At 54.2% G+C, this 25,833-nt stretch carries 31 protein-coding genes; 17 read left to right on the top strand and 14 right to left on the bottom strand.

Features of this window, described 5'->3' with window-relative positions; all coding sequences use genetic code 11:
- Positions 1 to 10 precede the first annotated feature (10 nt).
- Together grxC and A9165_RS09260 are read right to left on the bottom strand one after the other, a co-directional pair.
- Positions 11 to 268, bottom strand: a complete 258-nt coding sequence (gene grxC / locus A9165_RS09265; RefSeq protein ID WP_065955671.1) for a glutaredoxin 3 — start codon at positions 266 to 268, stop codon at positions 11 to 13.
- Positions 269 to 270: 2 nt separating this feature from the next.
- Complete coding sequence (locus A9165_RS09260; protein ID WP_065955670.1) at positions 271 to 705, bottom strand: rhodanese-like domain-containing protein; 435 nt, start codon at positions 703 to 705, stop codon at positions 271 to 273.
- Positions 706 to 898: 193 nt separating this feature from the next.
- Here A9165_RS09260 and gpmM point away from each other — a divergent pair, with 193 nt between their 5' ends.
- From gpmM to A9165_RS09245, 3 genes are all read left to right on the top strand, one after another.
- Positions 899 to 2,443: a 2,3-bisphosphoglycerate-independent phosphoglycerate mutase gene (gpmM, locus tag A9165_RS09255; protein WP_008606973.1), complete on the top strand. Its 1,545-nt coding sequence runs from the start codon at positions 899 to 901 to the stop codon at positions 2,441 to 2,443.
- Positions 2,443 to 3,582, top strand: a complete 1,140-nt coding sequence (locus A9165_RS09250) for a murein hydrolase activator EnvC (RefSeq protein WP_065955669.1) — start codon at positions 2,443 to 2,445, stop codon at positions 3,580 to 3,582. Before gpmM ends, A9165_RS09250 begins: the two co-directional genes overlap by 1 nt.
- A gap of 114 nt (positions 3,583 to 3,696) precedes the next feature.
- A complete protein-coding gene (locus A9165_RS09245) occupies positions 3,697 to 4,473 on the top strand; it encodes a divergent polysaccharide deacetylase family protein (RefSeq protein WP_008606966.1) in 777 nt (258 codons plus the stop codon).
- 203 nt (positions 4,474 to 4,676) lie between these two features.
- Here A9165_RS09245 and rpoH read toward each other — a convergent pair whose 3' ends face one another.
- From rpoH to ftsY, 4 genes are all read right to left on the bottom strand, one after another.
- Entirely contained in the window at positions 4,677 to 5,528 is an 852-nt protein-coding gene (gene rpoH, locus A9165_RS09240; RefSeq protein WP_008950091.1) for an RNA polymerase sigma factor RpoH, read from the bottom strand.
- 147 nt (positions 5,529 to 5,675) lie between these two features.
- On the bottom strand, positions 5,676 to 6,650 hold the full coding sequence (gene ftsX, locus A9165_RS09235; RefSeq protein WP_065955668.1) for a permease-like cell division protein FtsX: 975 nt from the start codon (positions 6,648 to 6,650) through the stop codon (positions 5,676 to 5,678).
- Entirely contained in the window at positions 6,647 to 7,330 is a 684-nt protein-coding gene (ftsE, locus tag A9165_RS09230) for a cell division ATP-binding protein FtsE (protein WP_008950093.1), read from the bottom strand. Before ftsE ends, ftsX begins: the two co-directional genes overlap by 4 nt.
- Before the next feature lie 5 nt (positions 7,331 to 7,335).
- The gene (ftsY, locus tag A9165_RS09225) at positions 7,336 to 8,583 is read right to left on the bottom strand and encodes a signal recognition particle-docking protein FtsY (RefSeq protein WP_065955667.1); all 1,248 of its coding nucleotides are present in this window, start codon (positions 8,581 to 8,583) and stop codon (positions 7,336 to 7,338) included.
- 80 nt (positions 8,584 to 8,663) lie between these two features.
- Here ftsY and rsmD point away from each other — a divergent pair, with 80 nt between their 5' ends.
- Positions 8,664 to 9,263 (top strand): 16S rRNA (guanine(966)-N(2))-methyltransferase RsmD, encoded by a 600-nt coding sequence (rsmD, locus tag A9165_RS09220; RefSeq protein WP_065955666.1) that lies wholly within the window; start codon positions 8,664 to 8,666, stop codon positions 9,261 to 9,263.
- Positions 9,264 to 9,269: 6 nt separating this feature from the next.
- Here rsmD and A9165_RS09215 read toward each other — a convergent pair whose 3' ends face one another.
- Entirely contained in the window at positions 9,270 to 9,887 is a 618-nt protein-coding gene (locus A9165_RS09215) for a YjaG family protein (protein ID WP_065955665.1), read from the bottom strand.
- 66 nt (positions 9,888 to 9,953) lie between these two features.
- Positions 9,954 to 11,414 carry a hypothetical protein gene (locus A9165_RS09210; protein ID WP_065955664.1) on the bottom strand — a complete coding sequence of 487 codons (1,461 nt, stop codon included), beginning with the start codon at positions 11,412 to 11,414 and terminating at the stop codon, positions 9,954 to 9,956.
- 254 nt (positions 11,415 to 11,668) lie between these two features.
- Here A9165_RS09210 and A9165_RS09205 point away from each other — a divergent pair, with 254 nt between their 5' ends.
- Complete coding sequence (locus A9165_RS09205) at positions 11,669 to 12,247, top strand: DUF4136 domain-containing protein (RefSeq protein WP_008606956.1); 579 nt, start codon at positions 11,669 to 11,671, stop codon at positions 12,245 to 12,247.
- A gap of 56 nt (positions 12,248 to 12,303) precedes the next feature.
- On the opposite strand, the gene A9165_RS09200 is transcribed toward A9165_RS09205, so the two are convergent.
- Positions 12,304 to 12,879: a DUF3833 family protein gene (locus A9165_RS09200; protein WP_008606954.1), complete on the bottom strand. Its 576-nt coding sequence runs from the start codon at positions 12,877 to 12,879 to the stop codon at positions 12,304 to 12,306.
- A 98-nt stretch (positions 12,880 to 12,977) separates the two neighbouring features.
- Between A9165_RS09200 and A9165_RS09195 the strand changes: the two genes are divergently transcribed.
- On the top strand, positions 12,978 to 13,595 hold the full coding sequence (locus A9165_RS09195) for a 2OG-Fe(II) oxygenase (protein WP_065955663.1): 618 nt from the start codon (positions 12,978 to 12,980) through the stop codon (positions 13,593 to 13,595).
- Positions 13,596 to 13,603: 8 nt separating this feature from the next.
- Here the strand turns inward: A9165_RS09195 and A9165_RS09190 are convergent, their stop codons facing one another.
- From A9165_RS09190 to A9165_RS09180, 3 genes are read right to left on the bottom strand one after another with little or no spacing between them, the layout of a single operon-like run.
- A complete protein-coding gene (locus A9165_RS09190; RefSeq protein WP_008950101.1) occupies positions 13,604 to 14,023 on the bottom strand; it encodes a DUF192 domain-containing protein in 420 nt (139 codons plus the stop codon).
- On the bottom strand, positions 14,020 to 14,880 hold the full coding sequence (ubiA, locus tag A9165_RS09185) for a 4-hydroxybenzoate octaprenyltransferase (RefSeq protein WP_065955662.1): 861 nt from the start codon (positions 14,878 to 14,880) through the stop codon (positions 14,020 to 14,022). The genes A9165_RS09190 and ubiA overlap by 4 nt, the downstream gene beginning before the upstream one ends.
- Positions 14,877 to 15,401 carry a chorismate lyase gene (locus A9165_RS09180; protein ID WP_065955661.1) on the bottom strand — a complete coding sequence of 175 codons (525 nt, stop codon included), beginning with the start codon at positions 15,399 to 15,401 and terminating at the stop codon, positions 14,877 to 14,879. The genes ubiA and A9165_RS09180 overlap by 4 nt, the downstream gene beginning before the upstream one ends.
- Before the next feature lie 187 nt (positions 15,402 to 15,588).
- On the opposite strand from A9165_RS09180, the gene A9165_RS09175 reads away from it, so the two are divergent.
- The gene (locus A9165_RS09175) at positions 15,589 to 15,993 is read left to right on the top strand and encodes a flagellar basal body-associated FliL family protein (RefSeq protein ID WP_008606948.1); all 405 of its coding nucleotides are present in this window, start codon (positions 15,589 to 15,591) and stop codon (positions 15,991 to 15,993) included.
- A 30-nt stretch (positions 15,994 to 16,023) separates the two neighbouring features.
- Here A9165_RS09175 and glpG read toward each other — a convergent pair whose 3' ends face one another.
- Positions 16,024 to 16,830, bottom strand: a complete 807-nt coding sequence (gene glpG / locus A9165_RS09170; RefSeq protein WP_065955660.1) for a rhomboid family intramembrane serine protease GlpG — start codon at positions 16,828 to 16,830, stop codon at positions 16,024 to 16,026.
- A complete protein-coding gene (glpE, locus tag A9165_RS09165; RefSeq protein WP_065955659.1) occupies positions 16,830 to 17,156 on the bottom strand; it encodes a thiosulfate sulfurtransferase GlpE in 327 nt (108 codons plus the stop codon). Before glpE ends, glpG begins: the two co-directional genes overlap by 1 nt.
- A 141-nt stretch (positions 17,157 to 17,297) precedes the next feature.
- Here glpE and A9165_RS09160 point away from each other — a divergent pair, with 141 nt between their 5' ends.
- The 10 genes from A9165_RS09160 (at position 17,298) to A9165_RS09115 (ending at position 25,810) form a co-directional block, all read left to right on the top strand.
- Positions 17,298 to 17,888, top strand: coding sequence for a LemA family protein (locus tag A9165_RS09160; protein WP_008606944.1), 591 nt, complete (start codon positions 17,298 to 17,300; stop codon positions 17,886 to 17,888).
- 3 nt (positions 17,889 to 17,891) lie between these two features.
- Complete coding sequence (locus A9165_RS09155; RefSeq protein WP_065955658.1) at positions 17,892 to 19,694, top strand: M48 family metallopeptidase; 1,803 nt, start codon at positions 17,892 to 17,894, stop codon at positions 19,692 to 19,694.
- A gap of 106 nt (positions 19,695 to 19,800) precedes the next feature.
- A complete protein-coding gene (locus A9165_RS09150; RefSeq protein WP_065955657.1) occupies positions 19,801 to 20,265 on the top strand; it encodes a hypothetical protein in 465 nt (154 codons plus the stop codon).
- A gap of 69 nt (positions 20,266 to 20,334) precedes the next feature.
- The gene (locus tag A9165_RS09145; protein WP_065955656.1) at positions 20,335 to 21,207 is read left to right on the top strand and encodes an HDOD domain-containing protein; all 873 of its coding nucleotides are present in this window, start codon (positions 20,335 to 20,337) and stop codon (positions 21,205 to 21,207) included.
- Positions 21,208 to 21,216: 9 nt separating this feature from the next.
- Entirely contained in the window at positions 21,217 to 21,387 is a 171-nt protein-coding gene (locus A9165_RS09140) for a DUF2256 domain-containing protein (protein WP_065955655.1), read from the top strand.
- A gap of 21 nt (positions 21,388 to 21,408) precedes the next feature.
- Positions 21,409 to 22,347, top strand: a complete 939-nt coding sequence (dusC, locus tag A9165_RS09135) for a tRNA dihydrouridine(16) synthase DusC (RefSeq protein ID WP_008950109.1) — start codon at positions 21,409 to 21,411, stop codon at positions 22,345 to 22,347.
- Between the two features lie 8 nt (positions 22,348 to 22,355).
- Positions 22,356 to 23,153 (top strand): SAM-dependent methyltransferase, encoded by a 798-nt coding sequence (locus A9165_RS09130; RefSeq protein WP_065955654.1) that lies wholly within the window; start codon positions 22,356 to 22,358, stop codon positions 23,151 to 23,153.
- On the top strand, positions 23,140 to 23,700 hold the full coding sequence (locus A9165_RS09125) for a GNAT family N-acetyltransferase (RefSeq protein ID WP_008606934.1): 561 nt from the start codon (positions 23,140 to 23,142) through the stop codon (positions 23,698 to 23,700). Before A9165_RS09130 ends, A9165_RS09125 begins: the two co-directional genes overlap by 14 nt.
- A gap of 76 nt (positions 23,701 to 23,776) precedes the next feature.
- The gene (locus tag A9165_RS09120) at positions 23,777 to 24,055 is read left to right on the top strand and encodes a hypothetical protein (RefSeq protein ID WP_065955653.1); all 279 of its coding nucleotides are present in this window, start codon (positions 23,777 to 23,779) and stop codon (positions 24,053 to 24,055) included.
- 678 nt (positions 24,056 to 24,733) lie between these two features.
- Positions 24,734 to 25,810, top strand: a complete 1,077-nt coding sequence (locus tag A9165_RS09115; RefSeq protein WP_065955652.1) for a GGDEF domain-containing protein — start codon at positions 24,734 to 24,736, stop codon at positions 25,808 to 25,810.
- Positions 25,811 to 25,833 lie beyond the last annotated feature (23 nt).

Below are 25,833 nucleotides of genomic sequence, written 5' to 3'. Positions count from 1 at the left end.
TCCTGTTTAGTTATGCTTGTAATAATGAATCGAGTTTACCCTGGTTATCCAGAGCAACCATATCGTCACAGCCACCAATGTGCTGTTCACCAATAAAGATCTGCGGCACTGTGGTGCGGCCATTCGCCCGGCTAATCATCTCATCCCGGCGCTCAGGGTGCAGATCGATGCGGATCTCCTGATAAGCCACCTGCTTCTCACGCAATAAGCCTACCGCTCTGACACAGTAGGGGCAATATGCTTTAGTGTAAATAACAACGTCTGCCATGCTTACCTCTTTGCTTTAACAACCGGCAAACTGGCACCGGTCCAGGCATTCATACCGCCCTGCAGCACTGAAACCTGAGTAAAACCTTGCTTAGACAGGGTTGCCGCGGCTTTTTGCGCACTGACACCCATCTGACACACTACTATAATGGGCGTATCTTTTTGCTTTTCAAGGCCAGACAACTGCAGATTAGCAATTTGCTCCTGTTTAACGTTCCGGGCGTCGGTAATATGCCCCTTGCGGAAATCGTCCTCACTGCGAATATCCAGTAGCACGGCATTTTCACGGTTCACTTTTAACGTCAGTTCGGTCGGGCTGACCGCTTTCACCGGTGACAATTTCGACTTTAACCAGCCACCGATAATCAGTACCACTAACACCAGCCAGATCATACTGAGCAGCAGATGATTTCCAACAAATTCGATCATTTGGTCCATAGGGCAAAATTTCTTCTGGTTGAGATTAAAAACAGCGCTGAGTATACCGATTTTATCGAAAATCGACAGCTAAAAAACCGCTCAGCCGGTTAGTACCGGCGGCTAACGGCGAATCATCACTGGTGCAAAAGCAAAAAAACGGTAAGATAAGCGCATTATTCCGCCACCTTTGTAATCTGTTAAGGGAGATGCTATGTCCGCACCGAAAAAACCCCTGGTTTTATTAATTCTGGATGGATGGGGCTACCGTGAGGAACAACAGCATAATGCGATCGCCCAGGCCAACACTCCAGTCATGGATGCCTTATGGCAACAGTATCCACACACCCTGATTTCCGGCTCTGGCCTGGATGTCGGTTTGCCTGACGGGCAAATGGGTAACTCCGAGGTTGGCCATGTCAATCTTGGCTCGGGCCGGGTGGTCTATCAGGACTTTACCCGCATTACCAAAGCCATCGCTGATGGTGATTTTTACCAGAATCCAGTGCTGGTGCAGGCGGTAGATGCCGCAGTTAGTCAGGGCAAAGCCGTGCATCTGATGGGCTTGCTGTCACCGGGTGGTGTACATAGCCATGAAGAACACTTACTGGCAATGGTGCAACTGGCCGAGCAACGTGGCGCGACCCAGGTGTATCTGCATGCCTTTTTGGATGGCCGCGACACCCCGCCTCGCAGTGCCGCCGCCTCGCTGGCGCTGTTTGAACAGCACTTTGCGCAAAGTGGTAAAGGTCAGATCGCGTCCATTATCGGCCGTTACTACGCGATGGACCGTGACAAACGCTGGGACCGGGTAGAACAAGCTTATAATCTGCTGACGCAAGGTCAGGCCGCGTATCGCTTTAACTCGGCCAGTGACGCCTTGCAAGCCGCCTATCAGCGTGATGAGAACGATGAGTTTGTCAAAGCCTCTGCCATTTTGAATGCTGCCGGCGAACCTATCCACTTGCAGGACGGCGATGCGCTGATCTTTATGAATTTCCGCGCAGACCGGGCCCGTCAGTTTACCCGCGCCTTTGTCGATGCTGATTTCAATGGCTTTGTCCGCCAGGCGCAACCGAAGTTAAGCCAGTTTGTGATGCTGACCGAATATGCTGCTGATATTGCGGCGCCCTGCGCTTATCCGCCGGAAAGTCTGAACAATGTGCTGGGCGAATGGCTGGCTAAGCATCAGAAAACCCAGCTGCGGATCTCCGAAACCGAAAAATATGCGCATGTGACCTTCTTTTTCAGTGGCGGTCGCGAAGAGCTGTTTGCCGGCGAAGAGCGGATCCTGGTGCCGTCACCACAGGTCGCCACCTATGACCTGCAACCGGAAATGAGCTCGGAAGAACTGACTGACAAGTTAGTCGCCGCCATTCACAGCGGTAAGTTTGATGTGATTATCTGTAACTATCCGAATGGCGATATGGTCGGTCATACCGGCATTATGTCAGCTGCGGTCAAGGCCGTTGAAGCGGTTGACCGTAGTATTGGCCGGGTGGTTGCAGCCTTACAACAGGTTGGTGGTGAGTGCCTGATCACCGCAGATCACGGTAATGCCGAACAAATGCAGGACCCGGATTCTGGCCAGGCCCATACCGCCCATACCAGTGATCCTGTGCCGCTGATCTATGTCGGCCGCCCGGCTACGGCAGTGGAAGGTGGCATCCTCAGCGATATCGCGCCGACCATGCTGCAGCTGATGGGTATGCCGATCCCCGCCGAGATGACCGGCAAAGTCCTGATGCAATTGCGTTAATGTCAAAGCGCTCGCCTTACCTGTTTGCAGGCTGTTTCTGGCTCAGCCTGCTGTCCACGGCCGCGTCTGCCCAGCAGACGCCGCAGCCTGAGCGGGAATTACAGCAGCTACAGCAACAAATCAAGCAAACCGAGCAGCAAGTCCGGCAACAACGCCGGCAGTTGCAACAGGCGGAGCAGCGGTTGCAGGCCGCAGATAAAGCTCTGGCGGAAGCCGCTCGTAAACTCAGGGACACTCAGGGCCGCCAGCAACGGCTGGAGCGGGAAAGTGCTAACCTGAACCGGCAGCAACAGCAATTGCAGCAACAACTGGCAGAGCAGCAGCAATTATTGGCTGAACAACTAAAAAGTGCCTACAGCCTGGGTCAGCACGATTACTCGCGCTTGCTGTTAAACCAACAGGATACCGGCAAGCTGGAACGGGTGCTGACCTATTATCAGTACTTTAATCAGGCCAGATTACGTCAGCTAGCTCAAATCAATCATACCGTCAGTGAACTGGATCAGGTCAAACAGCAACTGGCCAATCAACAGCAGCAGTTACAAACCGAACTCAGTGCCCTGCAACAACAACAGCAACAACTGAGCGAAGCCCGCGGTAGCCAGCAGGCGTCCGTCAATGAATTGCAGGCGCTGTTAAAGCAGCAGGGTAATCAGCTTAGTTATCTGCGGCAAAACGAAACCACGCTGCAAAATACCATCAACGAACTACGTCGTCTGGCGGAGCGTAATCGCGATCTGTCAGGGCTGACCGCAGGTCGGGGCAAGTATCCCTGGCCACTGCGTGGCCGGGTATTGCAGCGCTTTGGGCAAAACCGCCAAGGTGGCCTGGCCTCACGCGGTATCCTGATCCAGGGGGTAAGCGGTGCTAATGTGCAGAGCATCGCGGATGGCCGGGTGATCTACGCCGACTGGCTAAAAGGCTATGGCTGGGTGATTGTGGTTGACCACGGTAAAGGCTTTATGAGTCTGTATGGCCATAACCAGAGTTTACTGAAGCAGCCCGGTGACAATGTGCGCGCCGGTGATGCCATTGCTCAGGTTGGCGCCAGTGGTGGTCAGGCAGACCCGGGGTTGTATTTTGAAATCCGGGAAAAAGGCGAAGCAGTTAACCCGTTAAATTGGCTGGGCGCACAATAAAAAACTTGCACCCGACTAAGGCTGTCCTATAACCTGAATGGGTGAGGTTAATATCAGGTTTTTCAGTATGCTGCGCATGACAAGCGGAAAACCGGAGCAATAAAAGGAATCCTAGTGCGACTGCTGCGTCTGTTATGTCTGAGCCTGTGCTGTCTGAGTTTACCGCTACTGGCCAGCCCCCGGATTGCGATCATTATCGATGATATTGGTTATCAACGCGCCGATCTGAAGATGGTTGAGCTGCCGCATGCGCTAACCTATGCCGTACTGCCGCATACTCCCTATGGCCGGCAAGCCGCCAGACAAGCCGCTCAGGCGAAAAAAGATGTGATGCTGCATATGCCGATGGAAGCCAGCCAGCAAAATGCGCTGGGGCCGGGCGCGCTGACCCGCAATATGAGCCGCCAGCAAATTCATCATACCCTGCAGCAGGCGCTGGCAGATATCCCATACGCTATTGGCATTAACAACCATATGGGAAGTCTGTTTACCGCGCTGGAGCAGCCAATGGACTGGACCATGGAGTACCTGCAGCAGCGCCGGTTGTTCTTTGTCGACAGCCTGACCACCCCACAAAGTACCGCCAAAAAGTACGCCAGCCAGCATGGCGTGACGCTGCTGTCGCGGCATGTATTTTTAGACAATGAGTTAAGCGAAGCGGCGCTGGAGCGGCAGTTTAAACAATTACTGCAAATTGCCCGCCGCCATCAGGTCGCGATTGCGATTGGTCATCCGTACCCGGAAACCTATCGCTTTCTAAAACACCGCTTGCCGCAGTTGCAGGCAGAAGGCATTGAGCTGGTGGGGATCTCGGCGTTACTGCCACAGGAACATCAGGTGATAGCGGCAGGTGTGACCGCACCGGCGATCGCCGCACCACAGGAAGAATAATCACCGCTTATTATACCCAATGGATTTCAAGATGCACGTAGGCGGCAAGTTCGTTCATCCCCATGAGCTTAGCTTTACTAAGTGATTGGGCCGGGCTGGCGCTCCAGTGGACGGACGCAGCCAACACCCGTGCATCTTGAAAGACGAAGGGAATAAGCAAAAACGGCGCTGCGGCGCCGTTTTTTGTCAGTATGCTTTGACTATTAGTGCTGCAATGCCTGCTGCAGCTTTTTCATCGCATTTTTCTCCAGCTGCCGCACCCGCTCAGCTGAGACCTGATAGCGATCGGCCAGCTCCTGCAGGGTCAGCTTCTGGTTATCCAGCCAACGGGCACGTACGATATCCTGGCTGCGATCATCCAGGGTGCGAATCGCCGCCTGTAGCCGATCCACTGCTGCAGTGTCCCACTGATCATCGGCAACCTGCGCCGCCAGATCAGAACTTTTATCTTCCAGATAGTATACCGGCGCCGTATAGGCCTGCTCATCGTCTTCATCCGGCGCATCGAATGGCATATCATAGTTGCTCATCCGGGCTTCCATTTCACGCACTTCGTGCTCGGCCACACCCAGCGATTCAGCAACCTGCTGTACTTCCTGCTGATTAAACCAGCCCAGATGCTTTTTGGCCTTACGCAGATTAAAGAACAGTTTGCGCTGTGCCTTAGTGGTGGCAATTTTAACGATGCGCCAGTTTTTTAGCACATATTCATGAATTTCGGCTTTAATCCAGTGCACGGCGAAAGACACCAGGCGCACACCGACCGCCGGATCAAAGCGCTTTACCGCTTTCATCAGGCCAATATTACCTTCCTGAATTAAATCGCTGATTGGCAGGCCATAACCGGCATAGCTGCGGGCGATATGCACCACAAACCGCAGATGCGACATAATCAACTGGCGCGCAGCTTCTAAATCACCGTCTTGCTGCAAGCGTTCGGCCAGACCGCGCTCTTCTTCAGCGCTCAGCATCGGGATAGTACTGACGGCATGGGTGTAAGCCTCCAGACTACCGCTGGCTGCTACCGTAAGGGGCATGTAAGCTGATTTCGTCATGGTATTGCTTATCCTGTGTTGAACTAAGTGAGCTGATATTAGCACTCTTTGACTTAGAGTGCTAATACTAGTTGCAACTCTTTATAGATCTGGTTTTTATAAGATAAGCAATTTTTATAACCAGCTGTCAGCTTAGCCGCAGCGGGCTCAAGACGGCTCAATGGCCCGTAAATGACGGCGTACCGACAGATAGGATCCCATTACTCCGAGTAGGATCGCCAGTAACAGCAAGCCGCCGAACTCATGCAGACTCATTGCCTGTAACTGAAAATCGCTCTGGTACAGGCTGCTGATACTGGCAATGGCGCCGCGCAACCACCAGAGTAAGGCTTCGGTAACCAGAAAGGCCAATAGCCCACCAAAGACGCCGAACCAAAGCCCGGTGTAAAGAAAAGGTCGCTGAATAAAAGCATCGGTCGCGCCGACCAGCTTCATCACTTCAATTTCATCGCGTTTATTAATAATTGATAAGCGGATGGTATTGCTGACAATCAGTAACACGGCACTGAGTAACAGCAGACCAATGGCCACCACCGCTTGCTGTAACAGCAGCACCAGTGCATCCAGCCGTTGCAGCCATTCCAGATCCAGCTTGGCAAACTCGACTATCCGCTCTTTTTCCAGCTGCTGTTGTAACTGACGGGCGGCTGCGGGCTCAGTATGCACCGGTAGCACCACCAGCACATCCGGCAGCGGGTTGTCGGTCAGATAATTTAGCGCAGCGCCAAAGCCGGACGCTTCGCGAAATTCTGCCATCGCCGCCTCTTTACTGATATGCCGTACGCCGGCGATCTGGCTATCTGCTTCGAGAATGGTTTTCAGGCTCTGTACTTGCTGTGGTGTCGCAGTATCACGGATAAATAAATTGATTTCTGCAGCCTTGGCAAAGCCACCACTGATCTGCTGCACATTCTTGACCAGCAGGTGCAGCGTCGTTGGCAGCGTCAGACTCAATCCCAGTACCGCTATCGTCATCAGTGAGGAACCCGGGGTACGCCAAAGCTCCCCCAAACTAAATACCGCCTGACGGATATGGTGCACAAAAAACATCACCAAACGCTGTATGGGATTGACCCGGCTAGCTTTAGCGCCACTGGCCCGACTACTGAACAAAATACTCATAACACCCCCGGAGCAGGCATCAGGCCGTCATTAATCATCCGGCCCTGCTTTAACGTCAGGGTGCGGTAACGCATCCGGGCGATCAGTCCCAAATCATGGGTTGCCACCAGCACCGAGACGCCAACCTGATTAAAGGCTTCAAACACCCGCATAATGTCACGTGATAGTTCCGGATCCAGGTTACCGGTTGGCTCGTCAGCCAGTAGTAACGGCGGCTTATTAACCACGGCCCTGGCGATACCAACCCGCTGCTGCTCACCGCCTGATAAGGTCTGTGGTAGACAGCGCTGCTTATCCAGTAAACCGACCTTATCCAGCGCGGCGTGCACCCGTTTTACCATTTCCTTACCGGTAAAACCTTCAATCACCAGCGGCAAAGCCACATTATCAAATACGGTATGGTTCATTAGCAGCCGGTGATTCTGGTAAATAATGCCGACATCGCGCCGGACATAAGGAATTTGACTGCGTTTTAAGCGGCTAAGATCGATATTGTTAATCATCACCCGGCCAGTGCTGGGGCGTTCAATCATGCTGATCAGTTTCAGGATAGTACTTTTACCTGCGCCGGAGTGGCCGGTCAGAAACACCATTTCGCCTTTCGCGATACGAAAGTTAATCCGCTCCAGTGCCACAAAGCCACCCGGATAGCTTTTACTTACCTGATCAAACTGCAGCATAGCGGTTATTCCTTGTTAAACAGCGCCCGGATAAAGTCCTGGGCCTGGAACTGCCGGAGGTCATCGATGGCTTCCCCTACCCCGATAAAACGGATCGGCACCTTAAACTGATCGGCAATCGCAAAGATCACCCCGCCTTTGGCGGTACCATCCAGCTTGGTCAAACTAATACCGGTCAGAGGGACCGCTTCGTTAAAGAGTTTGGCCTGACTCAACGCATTCTGGCCGGTGCCGGCATCCAGCGTCAGCATCACTTCGTGTGGTGCCGCCGGTTCAATCTTTTGCAATACCCGGACAATCTTTTTCAGCTCTTCCATCAGGTGTGCTTTATTTTGTAAGCGGCCGGCGGTATCAGCAATCAGCACATCGACTTTACGGGCTTTGGCCGCCTGATAAGCATCAAAAATCACTGAGGCGCTATCTGCGCCGGTATGCTGGGCAATCACCGGGATCTGATTACGTTCGCCCCACACCTGCAGCTGCTCCACCGCGGCGGCCCGGAAGGTATCGCCAGCCGCCAGCATCACGGTTTTGCCCTGCTGCTTAAACTGCTGTGCCATCTTACCGATAGTCGTGGTTTTACCGACACCATTCACCCCGACCATCAGGATCACAAAGGGGCCGTTGCTGGCCACGGGGTGCAGCGGCTGCTCCACGTGCTGCAACAACTCGGCCATATCCTGCTGCAGTTTCTCATACAGCAAACCGGCGTCTTTCAGAGCCTTGCGATCAGCATGGCTGGTTAACTGCTTAATCAGCTTCTGAGTCGTATCCATACCAACGTCAGCCAGCAGTAACTGCGTTTCCAGCTCTTCGTACAGCTCGTCATCAATTTTCTTGCCAACGAACAGTGAGGCTAAACCGGCCCCCAGATTCAGACTGGTTTTCGCCAGTCCCTGCTTTAAACGGGCAAACAGACCGGGTTTTTTCGGGTTATCCAAGCTCGGGCTAGCCTTTGCTGCTGCAGCCTCTGGCGATGCTACTGGCACGGCGGTGACTCGCTCCGGCTCCGGATTGCTGTCTGCCTGCGGTGCTGTGGCCGGACTTTCCGGGATCGGCACGTCGGCCTCAGGCGCATCCGTTACTGACGCCGCCGTTACCGCAGCATCAGCAACCGGCGTAGCAGCGGCTGCGGTTTCCGTTGTTGCTGGCGCATTAGCAGCTGTCGACTCAGGCTGAGTTGCGGTGTCCGGTGCGTCTGATGGCTTCTTACCAAAACCAAGCCAGGAAAAGAGTTTATTCTGTTTTGTCATATGCAGTTAGGTCAGAGCTGAAAACTAGGATAAAATTGGCCTTATACTAACACCTTTATCTGTCAGGCAAAAACGAATCAATGAAACAATCGAGCAGTCGTGGTAGCGCAGGCGGCCCCAGCGGTTTCGTCAGAATCATCAGTGGCCAATGGCGGGGCAAAAAGCTGCCGGTAGCCGATGCTGCGGGCCTCAGACCCACGACCGATCGCGTTAAGGAAACCCTGTTTAACTGGCTGATGCAGGATACGGCACAAAGTACGGTGCTGGATTGTTTTGCCGGTAGCGGTAGCCTGGGTTTAGAGGCACTGTCACGCTACGCTGCTTATCTGACTCTGGTGGAAAAAGCGCCGGCACTGGCGCGGCAGTTACAGCAACATCTGAAAACACTGGCGGCAGCCAATGCTGAGGTGGTCAATGCCGATTGTCTGCAATGGCTAAAGCGCCCGGCACAGCGGCAATATAATCTGGTGTTGATCGACCCGCCATTCCGGCAGGGCTTGGCACTGCCTTGCTGTCTGGCATTAGAGCAACAGGGCTGGCTGACAGACAGCGCTCTGATCTATCTGGAAACCGAGAAAGAGCTGGCATTGGGCGCCATACCTGCCAACTGGCAGCTGCTAAAGGAAAAGGTTGCCGGCCAGCTGGCCTACCGCTTATTTCTGCGTCAGAGTAGCCGCTAAATAGGGTTACTCTGTCTCCGGGCTAAGCTCCATACCGAGGTTAGTCAGCCCCTGCTCTCTCACCCAAGCTTTTAACTGCTGCATTTGTTCGCGGCCGATCCGCTTCATCGGTTTAACCAATTCGATCAGCTCCGCCAGACATTCCATCTCGTACTGCATCAAGGGATCATCCCGCACCAGCTTTTTCAGCTCAGCTTCGGTAGTAATATCCGCATCTTCCGCTTCATATTCAATCAGCCGGGCCACGGTGGCCTGTGAAATCTTCGCCACATTAATAAATTCGGCGGCATCCTGTTCGCGGATGCCATTGAGCATCATATCCAGCGCCGTGGCGCAATCAACCGCCGGATAGACCCCGAACATATCGTAATGATTGACCTCAGGCGTCGCCAGCTCCAGTTCTTCCGCCAGGCGCTCGAAATTGATTTTTGCTTTCGGTACCGTCAACCACTCCCAGCACAGATCGAGAATTTTACGCACCAACACCGGGTCGCCGAACTGACTGACTTCGCTAAACAGTTGATAATTCGGTAACATCCGCTCCAGCAAACTGGCAGCAATTGCTGCCTGCTGCGCCAGATTAAGTTCGCGCATCTGCTGAAAGTTATTGGCTTTTTGTTTCATAGCATTCCTAAAAAAGAGTATTCCTGTCAAAAAAATAGCAGGCTTGCCGGCCTGCTTTGGCGCCTATTATGGCATGGTCGACAGCTGACGCTGTGCATATTCAAATTTCAGCTTATATTCGGTTAGCCGGCTTTGCAGATCGGATAAAGCCGCCTGATGATCTTCCTGGCCTTTGGCTAATTCCTGCCGCAGCACCCGAATGGTCTCCCGGGCCTGATCCGCTTCCAGCTGCTGTTTCTCGACTGTGACCTCCAGCCGCAATCGAGCCTGTTGCAGCAGTAAGTCTTGCCGCTCCAGTTGTTCCCGTAATTGCTGTTCACTGGCGGCCAGTTGCTGCAATTGGGCGAGCTGCTCGCTTTGTTGCTGATTCAGCACCTGATTTTCTTCCTGCAATTGCAGATACATCTGCTGCTTAAACTGCAGTTTCTGCCCCAGCTCTGTCTGCAGCTCTGTCAGTTGCTGTATCTGCTGGCGTTGTGACTCAAACTCAGCCTGTACCAGTTCAAGTTGCTGTTGTAATGACGACATCTGAGCCGCCAGTTCGCCAGCCTTTTGTTGTTCAGCGGCAACAGCTGCTGCCGCTTGTTGTTTATGTTGCAGCAGCTGTTCGGCTAACTCAGCCAGTTTCTGGCCGGCTTCTGCCTCAGCGGTCAGCGCTTGCTGTTCACGCTGTTGTAGCTGTTCGGTTAACTCCGCTAGTTTCTGTCCGGCTTCCGCCTCGGCGGCTGCCGCTTGCTGCTCACGCTGTTGTAGCTGTTCGGTTAACTCCGCCAGTTTCTGTCCGGCTTCCGCCTCGGCGGCTGCCGCTTGCTGCTCACGCTGTTGTAGCTGTTCGGTTAATTCCGCCTGTTTCTGTTCGGCCTCGGCCTGTGCCTTGGCCGCCTGTTGTTCGTGTTGCTGCAACAGCGCAGTAGTCTGCGCCAGTTGTTGTTGCAGCGCTGTGACTTTTTGCTGCTCAGCACTCAGCGTACTGGCAGTGCCAACACTGGCTGCGGCGAGCTGTTGCTCCAGCTCTGCCACCTTTTGCCGTTCCGCCGCATAAGCGGTATCGGCCACGGTCAGCGCCTCCTGCTGCACCTGCATTGCCTGTTGCAGTTCGGCTAACTGCTGCTGCAGCTGGCCAGCCGTTTGCTGTTCTGAGGTGTGTTGCTCTGCCGCACTGGCTTGTTGTTGCTGCAACGCGGCCAACTGCGCTTCCAATTGCTGCAGTCTTTGCCGTAATTGCTGATTCTGCCGTTCCTGTTCCTGTAACAGCCGCGGATCGGCAGCAGGTGCCGGCACGGCCAGCTCCAGTTGCTGCCGACTTTGTTGCCAATCTTTATAGAGTTTTTGATAAGCCTGTTCGTGGGCGATAAGCCGCTGCTGCCATTGGGCATCCAGCGCAGTTTGCATTTGTTGCAGCCAGAGTTGCTGCTGTTGCTGTAACTGGGTGGCAAAGCTGGCCAGTGCATCAGACAAGGCGGCTGAGGCCTGTTGATTTACTGCTTCAGGTTCAGCTCTGGTTGGCGTTTTATCCTTTGTTTTCATTATTATCTCGTAAAATCTGCCGTTACAGGCTGGCAATACACTATGCTAAGTGTAATAGCAGCACGCATGCAATGCTAACTTCTTAGCAGCACAAAGTCAGTGACTCCTGTCTGGCCGGGTAATTTGCTGTGCCAGCCGGAACTTAGTTTGCTTGCCAGCGTCAAAATATGCAAGTCGCAGCCGGGTTGATCGCAGAAATGGCTGGCGCAGTATAGTAAGATATCAAGGCTAAGTTGATTGAGATGGCGGTAGTTATGAATAAGCAGCATTCTTCCTGGCTCTGGCGCGGCATTCTGCTCGCCTCAGCCTTGTGGTTAACAGCCTGTGCCTCAGGCCCTAAAGTGCGGACCGATCAGGCGCCGAACGTCGACCTGAGTAGTTATCAAACCTTTGGCTTTATGAGCGAATTGGCAACTGATCGCGCCGGTTATACCAGCCTGGTGACCCAGCACCTGAAAGCCGCTATTACGGCGGAGATGACGGCGCGCGGTTACCGGCTAAGCGATGATCCACAGCTGTTGATTAACTTTAACTCTAACGTGGCCCAGCGTTCCGAAGTGCGCAGCACCACTTCACCCAGTCTGCATCCGTACAGCTACTATTATTATCGCCGTGGTCTGTATGCGCCTTTCCCCTACTATCAAACCGATGTGGAAACGGTGCATTACCGCGTTGGTACCGTAAATATTGATTTAGTGGATGCCAGCCGTAAGCAACTGGTGTGGGAAGGGATCGCCGAGGGCGTATTAAGCCAGCAGGATCTGCAGCAACCACGCGAGTCCACCGCGCGGGTCGTCAATCATATTTTTCAGCAGTTTCCAGGCCGCCGTTAAATGCGCTCAGCGCTGTTGAGCCCACAACGGGCTCAACGGTACAATGCCCGAAACTATTACAACTTAGCTGCCAACTCTGCAACCTGCTGCTTTAACGGCGTACAGTCCGCACTGGCATCGGTTTGTTGGATCGATAACGTCAGCTCTGCCACCTTCAAGCCAAACTTATGCATCGTGGTGCGGTTAATCAGATTTTGCGGATCAATCAGATATAGCCAGTCTTTAACCGTCACATCCAGGGTGCTACCGTCGTAAGGGATCCGCAATACATATTGCCAATACAACGCATTACCGGCCAGTTGGCCGCTCGCTTCCCCTACCACGTCACCGGCTGTACCACTAATTTTGCCTGAACTGTCCTGCTGCAGCCGCCAGTGCCGCTGCTCGATACGGCCGTCACTAAAATAGAACACCTCGTACAGGTCGCCACGGCCTTGTTGCCACTCGCCACACAGATCCGCGGTAAAGCGCAGCGTCTGGCGGCCACGCCAGTCGTGTAGCACGCCATAGGCGCGGCCACTGCCAGCGAAGAACTCATCCAGTTTTAATACCGGCGTTTGTTGCCGGTAGTCCAGTACGGTTTTGCTGCAAGCGGTCAGCAGCAGTGTCGCCGCTAGTAAAGCGATGCGCATGGTCAATCCTCCTGTTTCTTACGTTGCTGATACGCGAGTCGCTATGAGCTGGCTCACTGCTATGGCAAACTATGTCCGTTACCGCTTTTGGAGTCATTATGTCAGCGCCAACCGCAACCGACTGGGACAGCATTATCACCCCCTTCTATCAACAGGGCTGGGTTTGGCTACCCACTTTTTTACCCGAGCCGCTAACCTCTGCGTTATTGGAGGATTTGCAGCAGCAGCCGCTACGCGCGGCAGGCGTGGGCCGTCAGGCCGCGCATTTGCAGGATCAACAGATCCGGCGCGACCACACCGCCTGGCTGGACGGCAGTACGCCGGCACAACAGCAGTATCTGGCACTGATGCAGCAGTTGCAGCAGGTATTTAATCAACGCTGTCTGCTCGGCCTGTTTGATTTTGAATGCCATTATGCGCGTTATCAAAGCGGTGACTTCTATCAGAAGCATCTGGACGCCTTTCAGGGCCGCTCCAACCGGGTGCTGACCACGGTCACCTATCTTAACAGCGTCACAGAAGGTGGCGCTCTGGCATTGTATGACGAGCAGGATCAGTTGATCCGGCAGTTTCAGCCAGCAGCCGGCGGGTTAATTGTGTTTGAGAGTGAGCGCTTTCCACATGAAGTGTTGCCGGCCAGCAGCCTGCGCTTTAGCATCGCCGGCTGGTTTCGGCGCAATAACAGCCTGAATGGCCTGATTGACCCCAGCCGCTAAGCGGGCTGTCAGTCGCGGACTAAGCTGAGCTGGCTGCCGACCGTCAAGCCGCGGGCGGCAAACCAGCCGCGCGGTTTCTCCAGGGCAGCAATTACCGGGCCTTCCGAGCTGACAATGCTTTCATCATAAGGCTCAAGTGGCTTAATACTCTGGATCTGCCAGTTGGCATCAATAAAGGCGACATCCAGCTCCAGACCGGTATTGCGCATCCACAAACTTATTGGCTCCGGCACCGTATATAGCAGTAGCATACCCGGCTCGGCACTTTGCTGAAACATCAGACCGCGGGCTCGTAACGCCGGTGTATCGGCCAGTTGCACCGCAACTTGCTGCCCGGCAAAGGCGATCTGGGCCCGGCCAAATGGCGGCTCTGCCTGCACGCTGCTGCAACCGGCTAACAGCAGTAAACTGAGTAAATAGGCTTTCATATCAGTGCCACCGCCAACCCTACAAACAGCAGCATACCAATATAATGGTTAGCCAGGAAGGCGGCAAAGGCGCCCTGAGGCCCCTTTGTCGCCCGGTAATGCTGCCAGGCAAAAGCCGGCACACAGAGCGCCAGTGCGACAAAAAACGGCCAGCCCAGTGCCAGCGTTTGCCCCAGCAGCGCCAGCAAGCCTAAAAAGCCGAGTTGCAACAGCGCAATCACCGGCTGGGCATAACGGCCAAACAACACCGCCGTCGATTTAATACCGGCCTTGAGATCATCGTCGCGGTCGACCAGCGCATAAAAGGTATCATAGGCCACAGTCCACAGCAGATTCGCCAGATACAGCCACCAGGCGTACAGTGGCACCTCACCCTGCAGCGCCATAAAGGCCATCGGGATCCCCCAGCTATAGGCCGCGCCCAATACCAGCTGTGGCAAATGGGTGTAGCGTTTCATAAAGGGATAGCTGCTGGCCAGTAGCACGGCCACCAGCGCAAGCAGTTGGGTTTGCCGGTTTAAGAACAGCAATAAGCTGGCGGCCAGTAGCAGCAACAGCAGAAACAGCTGCAGCGCTTCAACCGGTTGTAGCTGGCCACTGGCCAGCGGCCGGGCTTTAGTGCGGCTAACCTGACCATCAAAATGGCGATCGGCATAGTCATTGATCACACAACCTGCTGAGCGCATTAACAGCACGCCGAGGCTAAAGATCAGCCAATAATCGAGAGGCGGGATCCCATCTGCGGCAAGCCATAATGCCCACCAGGTAGGCCATAGCAGCAGATAGGTGCCGATCGGCTTATCCAGCCGCATCAATTGCCAGTAGGCCTGGCGTCGTTGCCAGCTTAGCGTTGTCATAGCGTCTCCACCACCGGCAGAAAAACCTCTGCCACTAATAAGGGCGCACCGGCTACCGAGAACACGGAGCGTCTGGCCCAATATTCACCCGCAGCGATCTCTGCGCTTGGCCGCGGCAGGCTAAGCCGGGCAATTTCAATCGGACTGCGTTGCAAATCCGGATACTGAAACAACAACTCGCCCAATGGTTGTTCCCCCAGAGCGGCCAGTTGCTGCAAACGTTGCTGACTGGCTTGCGGGATCCAACTCTGGGCATAGACGGCCGCTTGCTGATCGCACCACATTAACACCTCGCGGCGGGTACAAAGGCTACTGGCCGGCAACAGCGGCTGCAAAGTTTGCGGCAGTGGCAAAGATTGTTCCGCCAGCAACTGCAGCCGGAATTGCTGACAGTGCGCTTTTAAACGGGCGGTCAGTGACGCCGGCTCCAACAGCCAGGGTAACAGGGTAGCCGGTGCCTTACTGGCATCAGCCTGTTGCCAGGGTTCAGCACAGGCCGCCAGCGAAAATACTGCTGTCATCAGTTAGTCGGGTTCAGAATGCAAAAATTGCCGCATTATAGCAAGGGCAGGAATTTTTTTAAGCGGCAATTCGTTTAACTATTCTTTACCCGGCCATTCGCCTAACTTTTTTTAAGTCGGCAATTCGCCTAACTAAGAGACTGCTGATATGATTATCAGAAATCCGCTCCGATGAGGAAAGCTAACCTTGCGCGTATTACTGCCCCTGATCTTTGCACCGCTGCTTTTATTAACAGCGCTGCCTGCCCAAGCACAGCAAAATGTGCCTGAGGTGGTGTATTACGGCTTTGACCCGGATATCGTCACCAACTATGTCACCGAAAACCGCCGCACCCTGGGTTACTTGCGGGTGTCAGTAGAGCTGATGTTACCCAGCCGGGATATGCTGAAAACCATCGAGTACCATGAGCCACTGATCCTGGATACCATTATTGGCATTCTGAGTAAGCAATCGGAAGAGAAGGTCAAATCCCTGCATGGGCGCGAAGAGATCCGACTGATTATTCTGGAACAGCTGCAACAGGTGCTACGCCGGGAAACCGGACAGCCGATGGTGCAGGATGTGTTGTTTACCAAATATCTGTATCAGTAACGGCAGAGCCTGCCGTTACTGCCAGCTGAATTATTGATGACGCCGGTCCCGGCTTAACCAGGCCCAGAGTAAGCCACAGCCCAAGCCGCCCAGATGCGCCCAGTTGGCCATATTGACCCACAACAGATCGAAAAAGCCCAGCAGCAACCACAGCAACATAAAGCCAAACAGACCATGACCGAGCTGATAGCGCTGACGACCGCTTAATACATCACTCAGGTAGCAATAGCCCACCAGTGCATACACCACCCCGGATAAGCCACCAAAATTGGGACCGGCCAGTGCCAGTTGCAAGCCATTAGAAATCACCGCACTGCTCAGGGTCAGTTGCAATAAAAAGCCACTGCCACTGAAGCGTTCGATTTTGGCGCCCAACAAGCCCCACCAGGCCAGATTAAACACCAGATGGGAGAGCGAAAAATGCAGCAAGATCGGAGTTAGCCAACGCCAGAGCTCTGCATTATTGGTTAACAGCAGCGCCTGGGCGGCCGCGCGAAAATCCAGCTGCTGCCAGCCATAGACCGCCAGCGTCAGCACAACCAGCAGCAGGGTTAACGGCAGTTGGCGCCACAGCTGCTTTGACGGCAGCCGGATCGATGACTCCAGTTGCACACTGTTACTCTGTTGCCAGGCTGCCGCCTGATAACGCGGATGATCCGGCTCACGGATAAACTCCGTCAACAGGGCCTCCACTTGCGGCAACTGCGCGCTGTCGGCCAGCAACAGTGTCAGCTCACCTTCCAGCTGCAGCTGCACGGTCAGCCCCTGACTGGTGCAGTAATCGGCAAATAACAGCGCCGCCGGCTGGGCCCGAAACTCCGCAACCTTAGTCAGCATCAGACGTCACTGTGCCCGCTGACAACAGGCTGTTGGGTGCGCCAGCTTTCAACGCCGCCATCCATACTGTACACCTGTTCGTAGCCCTGCTCTGCCAGATAACGCGCCGCGCCCTGACTGGAATTACCGTGATAACACACTACGACCACCGGCTGTTCAAATGGCACCTGGCGCATAAACTGGCCCAGGCTGGTGTTGGTCAAATGAAAGGCGCCCGCGATATGACCACTGGCAAAGCTTTGCTCGTCGCGGATATCGGCAATGACTGCCTGCTGGGCTAATAACTCCAGCGTTTCTGCCACTGAAATACGTTTAAAATCACTCATAGCTACTCCCGGTGCAAGGCCGTTATCATACCGCAGGTTGCCGCACTTTAGTACTAATCCGGCGAAATCCGGCTGCAGACACTGGACAGAAGGTTAAACTTTCATTAACAATACACCTTGATATCCTGTAAGGAGCTTAAAATGACGTTACTGATAATTCTGGCCTTGCTGGCGGCGGTGGTATTTTACCTGATCAGCATCTTTAACCAGCTGGTTAAACTGAAGAACCGTTTTCAGAATGCTTTTGCGCAAATCGAAGTACAACTTAAGCGCCGTTATGATCTGATCCCCAACCTGGTGGAAACTGCCAAAGCCTATATGCAGCATGAACGCGAAACGCTGGAAGCCGTGATCGCCGCCCGTAATGCCGCGCTAGCCGGGCTGAAAGTGGCCGCCAATAACCCGGGCGATGCCGGTGCCATCAGCCAGTTAGCCCAGGCCGAAGGCGCGCTGCAAGGTGCAATGAGCCGTTTTAGTATGGTGATGGAAGCTTATCCGGACCTGAAAGCCAGCGCCAATATGCAGCAGCTGTCGGAAGAGCTGACCAGCACCGAAAATCGTGTTGCTTTTGCCCGTCAGGCTTTTAATGATGCGGTAACCGAATATAACACCTATAAACAAAGCTTCCCGCCGATGTTCTTTGCCGCCAGCTTTGGCCACAAACAGGATGCCAAGCTGCTGGAATTCGCTGACAGCGCGCAAATTCAACAGGCTCCCAAAGTCAGCTTTTAAGCAATGGCGAGCAATTTCTTCCAGCAACAGGATCTGGCCCGGCGCAATACCCGGGTCCTGATCACGCTGTTCGCTTTGGCGGTGCTGGCGCTGATCATCCTGACCAATCTGCTGGTGATGCTGAGTTTCAGCCTGTTTCAGGGTGGCCCGGTACAACTGCCATGGGAAGTGATCAGCAGCATCAGCCTGGTGGTACTTGCCGTGGTGGGCCTGGCGATTATGGCCAAGTGGCAGCAACTGAAACTGGGCGGCCGCAGTGTAGCCGAAGCGCTTGGCGGGGTGCGTCTGAAACCGGACGCACAAGATCCGCTGCAGCGCCGGTTACTGAATGTGGTAGAGGAGATGGCGCTGGCAGCTAACCTGCCGGTGCCACCGGTTTATCTGCTGGCCGAACGTGGCATTAACGCCTTTGCTGCCGGTTACAGCCCGGCCGATGCGGTTATTGGCGTCACGCAGGGCGCGCTGGAGCAACTTAGCCGCGACGAACTGCAGGGCGTGATCGCCCATGAATTCAGCCATATTCTGAACGGCGATATGCGGATGAATATCCGGCTGATCGCGGTGCTGAATGGCATCTTATTTATCGGCCATCTTGGTTATTACCTGTTACGCGCCGGCCGTGGCGCCAGCTATGCCCGCTCCAGACGCAATAATAATGATGGTGCCGGCGCCATTATGCTGCTGGGTCTTGGCCTGGTCGTGATCGGCTATCTCGGTTCGTTTTTTGGTAATCTGATTAAAGCCGCCGTCAGCCGGCAGCGCGAATACCTGGCCGATGCTTCGGCGGTGCAGTTTAGCCGTAATCCAAGCGGTATTGCCGGCGCCTTAAAGCGCATCGGTGGCCATCAATACGGCGCCAAAGTACAACACGCCAATGCCGATGAAGTCAGCCATTTATTTTTTGGCGAGGCGCTAAGCCGCTGGGTGGCGATCTTCGCTACCCATCCGCCGCTGGAAAAACGTATCCGCCGGCTGGATCCAAGCTGGAATGGCCGTTATCCAAGCAGCCAACAGCCAGTCAAACCCACTGTATCCCAGACCCCGGAGCAACCGCAGGAGCGCCAGCGTCGCGCCATGCTGGCCGCTATCCCGGTGCTGCTAAGCCAAAGCAGCCATCAAACCCGTCCGGCACAGGCTATCGCCTGTGCGTTACTACTCAGAACTGAGCAGCTGGCCAACCAACTGGCCCAGATTAAAGCCTATGGCGGCAGCCAGCTGCTGGCCGAAGTCGATCAACTCTCCGATGCGGTACAACGCCTGGCCCTGCCACAGCAGGTGCAGTTGTTGCAAATGTCGGTGCCGGCGTTAAAGCAGCTGAGTGAGTCAGAGTTCCGCGCCTTTGATAAGTTACTGCGACAACTGGCCGGTAACACGCCGGATCTGGCGCAGTGGCTTAGCTTAAGTTTGCTGGAACATGTGGTGGCCAGTGAATTCGACAGCAAAGAACTGGTTCGCCAGTATAACCGCCAAAGCCTGGCCGACCTGTTGCCCGCCCTGCTGCCCTTGCTCAGCGCCGTTGCCAGCGCCGCCGGTGACAGCAATAAGCAGCAACAAGCCTGGCAGGCCGCGCTAAATGCGCTGCAACTGCCAGCGGATACCACGGCACCACCGGTAGACTTTAGCCGCCTGGATCAGGCATTGCGGCCGCTACTGAGTGCGGCTCCGGCAATCAAACAACAGGTCTGGCAGAGCATCCTGGCGGCAGTATCTGCCGATCAGGCGGCAACGGCTGCGGAGCAGGGCTTGCTTAACCTGCTGGCGTTACTGCTGGAGCTGCCGGTGCCGCTGACTGCGGATTTCCACTAGCCGGGCCGGCAATTGCGGTTAAATCGCCACAAGATCCGGCCAGAGGGCTTTAGTGCAGCTCCGACCTCAGGTAGAATAGCCGCTTGTTTAGCAAGCCGGGGTCGCCATGTCTGATAATCGTTTGTTCCTGTTGTACGATCCGTCGTTCGACGAAATGGATGCCGAAGGCTGCCCGGGTTTTGGCTATGTGCTGCTGTTTTCCGAGCAGGATGCCGAACAATTTACCCCGGGTGAAAACCCCAGCTGCGCCGCTGTTTCAATGCTGTTTACCGATCATGCCGATGGCAGCATCAGCGGTGACCTATTAGGCTGGGCACATCTGGATGATCCGGTATTTAAGCGCTATCCGCTCGGGCATTTTCTCGCCTTAATGGAGCAAGCCGCCCAGGTGGCAATTAATGCCTACCGTCAGGTGCATCAGGTACCGGATAAGCTGGTGGCGGTGCATTTAGCAGACGACGACCTGCTGCAATTTGATGTGCAGTTTCTCGACCTGCAGCTCACTGATCAGCAGGCAGAAACGCAACTGGCACAGCAATTAATGCTGGGCCGGCCTTATCTCGATTCGTAAATCCTTAGTTCTGATTAGCGGCGCACGACAAAAGGCATACCCAAAAGTGCACAACCGGGAGTACAGCAGATGGTCAAAGCAATCGATATGAGCCTGGTTGAGCATGCGCTGCAGGGCTTTACCATTCCGCCACAACCCCAGGTGCTGCGGCATATCCAGCAACAACTGAATGCCGCCGAACCGGACTTAAACCGTATTGCCTCGCTGATTGCGCTGGATATCGGTATTGCCGGCTTTACGCTAAAGGTGGTCAACTCGGCCTACTTTGGGCTGCGCAATAAAATTACCTCGGTGGAGCAAGCCTGCCGCTATCTGGGATTAAACCGGGTAGTGATGCTGGTACGCAGTGTACTGCTGCGCTTTACGCTGGAAGAAGGCCGCCAGGATGAGTTTAGCCGCAAGCTCTGGACCAATGCCCTGCATACCGCCACCCTGGCGATGACGCTGGCGAAACAGCTGAACTTTGATCAGCAGTGTCAGGACGATTGTTACTCGCTGGGGTTATTCCGCAACGCCGGCATGGCACTAATTAGCCAGCAAGCGCCGCAATATGCCACTGTGCTGCAGCAAGGTTTGCTGCAACAGCAGGCGGTCAGCAGTATTGAAGAGCAGCATTTTCATACCAGCCATGAAGTGCTGGGCTATCTGATTGCCGAATCCTGGGGTCTGACCCAGACGCTGTGTAATATTATTGCCTATCACCACAGCCCGGCGCTGTTGCTGGAAACCGATAACGACGCCGAACATCAGCGCTTTGCCATTTTAAAAATTGCCGAATTTTTCAGTGGTGAAAGCCGGCAGCTGTTTCAGGTTAATCTGGATCCGGAATGGCAGCTGCATCAAAGCCGTATTCTGGATGTGCTGGAGCTGGAACCGCTACAATTACCGGAGCTGGCCGAGCTGTTGCACCGCCAGGAACTGCGCACCATCTATAGCGTTTAAGGCGGCTTGATGGCCCACCACAAAACCACCCTGCCGCAAAAAATCTGCCCGGTGTGCCAGTTAGCTTTTAGCTGGCGCAAAAAGTGGCAGCGTAACTGGGATGACGTGCGCTACTGCTCTGAACGCTGCCGCCGGCAACGCCAGCATGCGCACGCCGCCTCGCCGCAAGACAGCAACTGAATGAAGCAAAACAGTAACTAAATGAAAATCGTACTGGCCCCGATGGAGGGCGTGGTGGATCACCTGATGCGCGAGATGCTGACGCAAATTGGCGGCTATGACTTGTGCATTACCGAATTTGTGCGGGTGGTGGACCAAAAACTGCCGGCCCGGGTGTTTACCCGGCTGTGCCCGGAACTGCTGCAAGGTGGTAAAACCCGCGCCGGCACCCCGGTACGGGTGCAATTATTGGGGCAGGAACCACACTGGCTGGCCGAAAATGCAGCGCGGGCGGTGGAACTGGGCTCACCCGGCGTCGATCTGAATTTTGGTTGCCCGGCAAAAGCAGTGAATAAAAGTCGCGGCGGCGCTGTGCTATTAAAAGAAACCGAGACCCTGTATCGGATCGTAAAAGCCGTGCGCGACGCAGTCCCGGCGCAGTTCCCGGTCAGCGCCAAAATTCGGCTCGGTTATGACGATACCAGCCTGGCGCTTGACAATGCTAAGGCCATTGCCGAGGCGGGTGCCAGCAGCCTGGCGATCCATGCCCGCACCAAAAGCGATGGGTACCGGCCACCGGCGTACTGGCCCTGGATTGCCAAAATAAAGCAGCAGGTAAAAATACCGCTGGTTGCCAACGGCGAGATCTGGAATGCCGAGCAGGCGCTGCTCTGTCAGCAGCAAAGTCAGTGCCAGGATATTATGCTTGGCCGTGGCGCGCTGGCGATGCCCAATCTGGCGCGGCATATCCGGGATCAGGCCGCCCCACTGCCCTGGCCAGAGGTGCTGGCGTTATTGATGCACTATTCCGAATTTGAAATTGCCGGCGATAAAGGCAAATATTACGCTAACCGGGTAAAGCAATGGTTTAGTTACCTGAAACTGCAATACCCCGAGGCGCAGCAGTTATTTAGCCAGCTGCGCTTACTGACCAAAAGCCGGGATATTTTGCAGTTACTTGAGCAACAACGCAGCGACTAGGAGACCATATGGCGCAGGGCAGTCTGATTTGCCTGGGCACCGGCATTATGCTGGGTGCTCATCTGGACCCGCTTAGCCGCAACTATATCGCTGCTGCCGATGTGGTCTTTGTGCTAATGGCCGATGCATTAACCGAGCAATGGTTACTGGAAATGCACCCGGACGCCCGCTCACTGCAGCCTTATTATCATCAGGGGCCATCACGCCAGCATAGCTATCAGCTAATGGTTGAGGCGATGCTGGCTGAAGTCGCGGCCGGTAAAAAGGTGGTTGGCGCCTTTTATGGTCATCCGGGGGTCTTTGCCTGGGTACCGCATCAGGCAGTGAAACAGGCGCAGCAACAAGGCTATTTTAGCCGGATGCTACCGGCGATCTCAGCCGAAGACTGTCTGTATGCCGATCTGGGGATTGATCCGGGCCGCTATGGTTGCCAGCTGTACGAATGCAGCCAGTTTATGTTTTATCAGCGCACTATCGATACCGCCGCCTACCTTATTTTATGGCAACTGGGTGTTGCCGGCGACCGCAGTCTGGCACGCTTTGCCACCCCCGGCCAATACCGGCAGCTGTTAAGCGACTATTTATGCCGTTTTTATCCGCCGGCACATCAGGTTACCCTGTATGAAGCGGCCAGCCTGCCGACCCAGCAAGCCCGCATTGAGCATTTGCCTCTATCAGAGCTGGCACAGGCCACTGTCAGCGGTAAAACCACACTGGTGATCCCGCCCTGTAGCGCGCTACAGGCCAATACGGAACTGCTGCAACAATTGGCCGCACTGGATCAGACAACAGATGTTAGCCGTTAACGGCACCAGCCAACCCGGCCTGACGTTACAGGCTCTTGACCCTGCGGCCGAGCCACTATTTCTGGCGTTATTTTGCGAACCCCAGGTAATGCGGCATATCGGTCCGGCACTAAGCATAACGCAGGCGCGGGCGCGTTTTAATACGCTGCTACAGCACCTGCAGCAGCCTGCCTCTTTGCCTGTGACCACAGCGACAACCACCAGCTGGCCGGCAGCGTATTTTCAGGTACAACTGGCCGGAGTGGGCGCTATCGGGCTGGCGATGTTATTACCGGGCGCCAATGCCAGCGAGGCTGAGCTTGGCCGTATGTTGTTACCTGCCTGGCAACAGCAGGGGCTCGGCACCCAACTTAGCCGATTGTTGATTGCGCAGGCCGGGTGTCTGGGCGGAATTGAAACCCTGAGCAAAAGGATCCAGCAGCAAAATCTCGCCGCCCTGCATTCGGCAGCCAAGCTGGGGTTTAAGGTCAGTGCCGAACTAGCGGATGGCTTTTTACGGCTAAGCCGGCCACTTAAGCTAAACCCGGCGGAAGAATCCCGAAAATAAAACCAAAGGCCCCTTGCTGCTGTCATAAAAACTGCCTACATTAGGCATATCGACCTTTAATTACCGAGCCCTGCTAATGTCTACTTTATCCGAGCAACTACTAAGCCTGGCACTTACGCCGGTCTGGCAACCCAGCGTCGAATCCGATAATGCTGCGCTACTGGCTCAGCTTAATACGGCAGAGCAGGCATTATTGCGGGAAAAGATTATCTGTTTTGTTTACACACCTGAGCCTGAAGACCCAGAGGAAAAAGAAGAAACAGAGGAAACAGAGGAAACAGGAAATCCTAATCCACAAACTCCGACTCCAAGCGATGACAAAGCAAACTTATCGTCAATTCGGCTAGCCGGATAGAGAATGAAGGTCCTCGCTTTTAGGTGTTGTTTGCTTCTAGCACTAGCAGTTGCTAATGCACCAGCTCTTGCCAGCGATTTTAGTCAACACTTAGAGCAACTGAACGACCTAAGGCTCAAAGATCGCAATCAGTTCCAAGGAAATGTCAGGCAGCTATATGAAAATACTGACAAAACTACGCTAAGTAACACTGAGCTGGGTCATTTGTTATTACTAACTGCTTGGGACCATGTACTTACTGGAGATTTTGAGCGCGCCTTAAATCAACTCGAACAAGTTGATACGAATATAAGTGCGGAACTTGAATTAAAAGTAAGTAGCTTAAAAACAAACATTTATGTTTTAAGCTATCGATATAGTGATGCATTCCTACAAGCGGAACAAGTTTTAGTTTCTCTACCAACGATAAGAGAGCCTTCTCTTTACACCCAAGTAGCAGGTCCTCTTATTCTTCTTTATAACAACGTTGAGAGATTTGAGCTAGTTAATCAGCTTATTGACCAAGGTCTAAGAATTACTTCCGATAATGCTTTGCGCTGTCGGTTGATAGCTCCGAAACTACAAGGTGCATATAAAACTAAAAATTTCCAACAATACTCACTAGATTTCGACTCAACACACTCACTCTGCGAACTCGCCAACGAAGTTATTTTCTCACTACTAATTATCCGCAACCATATGTTCTATTTACTGGAACAACAGCAAGCCGCTGCTGCCCTGGCGTTTTACCGGCAGTATTATTCTCAGGTTGAACAGATTAATTATCCAATTTTAACCGCCGGTTTTAACGCCGCCGCCGCAGAAGCGCTATTACAACAGGGCGAGTTGGCTGCAGCCAGTGAGCTGGCGCAGCGCGCTGAGCAAAGTTTACCGGGCGATCGGAATGATCCGGCGGTGCTGAGTACCTACCGGGTACTAACGCTGCTGGCGCAGGCGGAGCGTAACTTTGACAACCTGCTGCGTTATAGCGAAAAACGCCGTGATACCGAGCTGGCGATTGCCAGAGAAAAAGCCTCGCAGCAATTGGCTTACCAGCTGGCCAGTGGCGAAGCCCGTCTGAAGGAGCAACGGATCCAGCTATTGGATAAAGATAATGAACTGCTTACGCTGGAACGTAATTTATATCAGCAGCAGGCAGAAAACCGTTACCTGCTGCTATTACTGATTGGTAGCCTGAGTTTAATCCTTGGCTTGCTGACCTACCGTGGCCTGACCCGCAGTAAGCGTTATCGAAAAATGGCCGAGTTTGACCAGCTTACCGGCATTAGCAACCGTTATCATTTTACCGAGCAGGCGCAGCGGGAAATTGCCCATTGTATCCGGGCTAAACGGCCGGTAGCGCTGATCCTGTTTGATTTAGACCACTTTAAAAATATCAATGATCGCTTTGGTCATGCCGCCGGTGACTGGACCTTGCAACAGGTGGTGCTAAGTTGCCGCAACTTTATCCGGCATAGCGATATTTTTGGCCGTATTGGTGGCGAAGAGTTTGTGATCCTGCTGACAGACTGCACGGCCGAGCAGGCGGTGATGCTGGCTGATATTTGTCGTACCGCATTGGCCGATATTGATACCAGTGGTTATCAGCCAAAATTTAAGGTTACGGCCAGCTTTGGCATTAGCGACAGTGAGCAGGCGGGTTATGATCTCAGTGCCTTGCTGGCAGCTGCCGATGCAGCTATGTACCAGGCCAAACAGCAGGGACGTAATCAGGTGTACTGCCCCGCCACAGCGGACGGGGCCAGGGCGTGTTGATGTTTGCTGCTTATTTTTGCAGC

The organism is Alishewanella sp. HH-ZS (assembly GCF_001704375.1).
Lineage (GTDB): Bacteria > Pseudomonadota > Gammaproteobacteria > Enterobacterales > Alteromonadaceae > Alishewanella > Alishewanella aestuarii.
The sequence above is the reverse complement of the archived record's forward strand: the minus strand, read 5'-3'. Positions and strand labels throughout refer to the sequence as shown.

What these genes read in the sequence shown, in the direction of transcription:
- grxC (WP_065955671.1), bottom strand. Translation starts at nt 268, where the DNA reads ATGGCAGACGTTGTTATTTACACTAAAGCATATTGCCCCTACTGTGTC.
- A9165_RS09260 (WP_065955670.1), bottom strand. Translation starts at nt 705, where the DNA reads ATGGACCAAATGATCGAATTTGTTGGAAATCATCTGCTGCTCAGTATG.
- gpmM (WP_008606973.1), top strand. Translation starts at nt 899, where the DNA reads ATGTCCGCACCGAAAAAACCCCTGGTTTTATTAATTCTGGATGGATGG.
- A9165_RS09250 (WP_065955669.1), top strand. Translation starts at nt 2,443, where the DNA reads ATGTCAAAGCGCTCGCCTTACCTGTTTGCAGGCTGTTTCTGGCTCAGC.
- rpoH (WP_008950091.1), bottom strand. Translation starts at nt 5,528, where the DNA reads ATGACGAAATCAGCTTACATGCCCCTTACGGTAGCAGCCAGCGGTAGT.
- ftsX (WP_065955668.1), bottom strand. Translation starts at nt 6,650, where the DNA reads ATGAGTATTTTGTTCAGTAGTCGGGCCAGTGGCGCTAAAGCTAGCCGG.
- ftsE (WP_008950093.1), bottom strand. Translation starts at nt 7,330, where the DNA reads ATGCTGCAGTTTGATCAGGTAAGTAAAAGCTATCCGGGTGGCTTTGTG.
- ftsY (WP_065955667.1), bottom strand. Translation starts at nt 8,583, where the DNA reads ATGACAAAACAGAATAAACTCTTTTCCTGGCTTGGTTTTGGTAAGAAG.
- rsmD (WP_065955666.1), top strand. Translation starts at nt 8,664, where the DNA reads ATGAAACAATCGAGCAGTCGTGGTAGCGCAGGCGGCCCCAGCGGTTTC.
- A9165_RS09215 (WP_065955665.1), bottom strand. Translation starts at nt 9,887, where the DNA reads ATGAAACAAAAAGCCAATAACTTTCAGCAGATGCGCGAACTTAATCTG.
- A9165_RS09210 (WP_065955664.1), bottom strand. Translation starts at nt 11,414, where the DNA reads ATGAAAACAAAGGATAAAACGCCAACCAGAGCTGAACCTGAAGCAGTA.
- A9165_RS09205 (WP_008606956.1), top strand. Translation starts at nt 11,669, where the DNA reads ATGAATAAGCAGCATTCTTCCTGGCTCTGGCGCGGCATTCTGCTCGCC.
- A9165_RS09200 (WP_008606954.1), bottom strand. Translation starts at nt 12,879, where the DNA reads ATGCGCATCGCTTTACTAGCGGCGACACTGCTGCTGACCGCTTGCAGC.
- A9165_RS09195 (WP_065955663.1), top strand. Translation starts at nt 12,978, where the DNA reads ATGTCAGCGCCAACCGCAACCGACTGGGACAGCATTATCACCCCCTTC.
- A9165_RS09190 (WP_008950101.1), bottom strand. Translation starts at nt 14,023, where the DNA reads ATGAAAGCCTATTTACTCAGTTTACTGCTGTTAGCCGGTTGCAGCAGC.
- ubiA (WP_065955662.1), bottom strand. Translation starts at nt 14,880, where the DNA reads ATGACAACGCTAAGCTGGCAACGACGCCAGGCCTACTGGCAATTGATG.
- A9165_RS09180 (WP_065955661.1), bottom strand. Translation starts at nt 15,401, where the DNA reads ATGACAGCAGTATTTTCGCTGGCGGCCTGTGCTGAACCCTGGCAACAG.
- glpG (WP_065955660.1), bottom strand. Translation starts at nt 16,830, where the DNA reads ATGCTGACTAAGGTTGCGGAGTTTCGGGCCCAGCCGGCGGCGCTGTTA.
- glpE (WP_065955659.1), bottom strand. Translation starts at nt 17,156, where the DNA reads ATGAGTGATTTTAAACGTATTTCAGTGGCAGAAACGCTGGAGTTATTA.
- A9165_RS09160 (WP_008606944.1), top strand. Translation starts at nt 17,298, where the DNA reads ATGACGTTACTGATAATTCTGGCCTTGCTGGCGGCGGTGGTATTTTAC.
- A9165_RS09155 (WP_065955658.1), top strand. Translation starts at nt 17,892, where the DNA reads ATGGCGAGCAATTTCTTCCAGCAACAGGATCTGGCCCGGCGCAATACC.
- A9165_RS09150 (WP_065955657.1), top strand. Translation starts at nt 19,801, where the DNA reads ATGTCTGATAATCGTTTGTTCCTGTTGTACGATCCGTCGTTCGACGAA.
- A9165_RS09145 (WP_065955656.1), top strand. Translation starts at nt 20,335, where the DNA reads ATGGTCAAAGCAATCGATATGAGCCTGGTTGAGCATGCGCTGCAGGGC.
- A9165_RS09140 (WP_065955655.1), top strand. Translation starts at nt 21,217, where the DNA reads ATGGCCCACCACAAAACCACCCTGCCGCAAAAAATCTGCCCGGTGTGC.
- dusC (WP_008950109.1), top strand. Translation starts at nt 21,409, where the DNA reads ATGAAAATCGTACTGGCCCCGATGGAGGGCGTGGTGGATCACCTGATG.
- A9165_RS09130 (WP_065955654.1), top strand. Translation starts at nt 22,356, where the DNA reads ATGGCGCAGGGCAGTCTGATTTGCCTGGGCACCGGCATTATGCTGGGT.
- A9165_RS09125 (WP_008606934.1), top strand. Translation starts at nt 23,140, where the DNA reads ATGTTAGCCGTTAACGGCACCAGCCAACCCGGCCTGACGTTACAGGCT.
- A9165_RS09120 (WP_065955653.1), top strand. Translation starts at nt 23,777, where the DNA reads ATGTCTACTTTATCCGAGCAACTACTAAGCCTGGCACTTACGCCGGTC.
- A9165_RS09115 (WP_065955652.1), top strand. Translation starts at nt 24,734, where the DNA reads ATGTTCTATTTACTGGAACAACAGCAAGCCGCTGCTGCCCTGGCGTTT.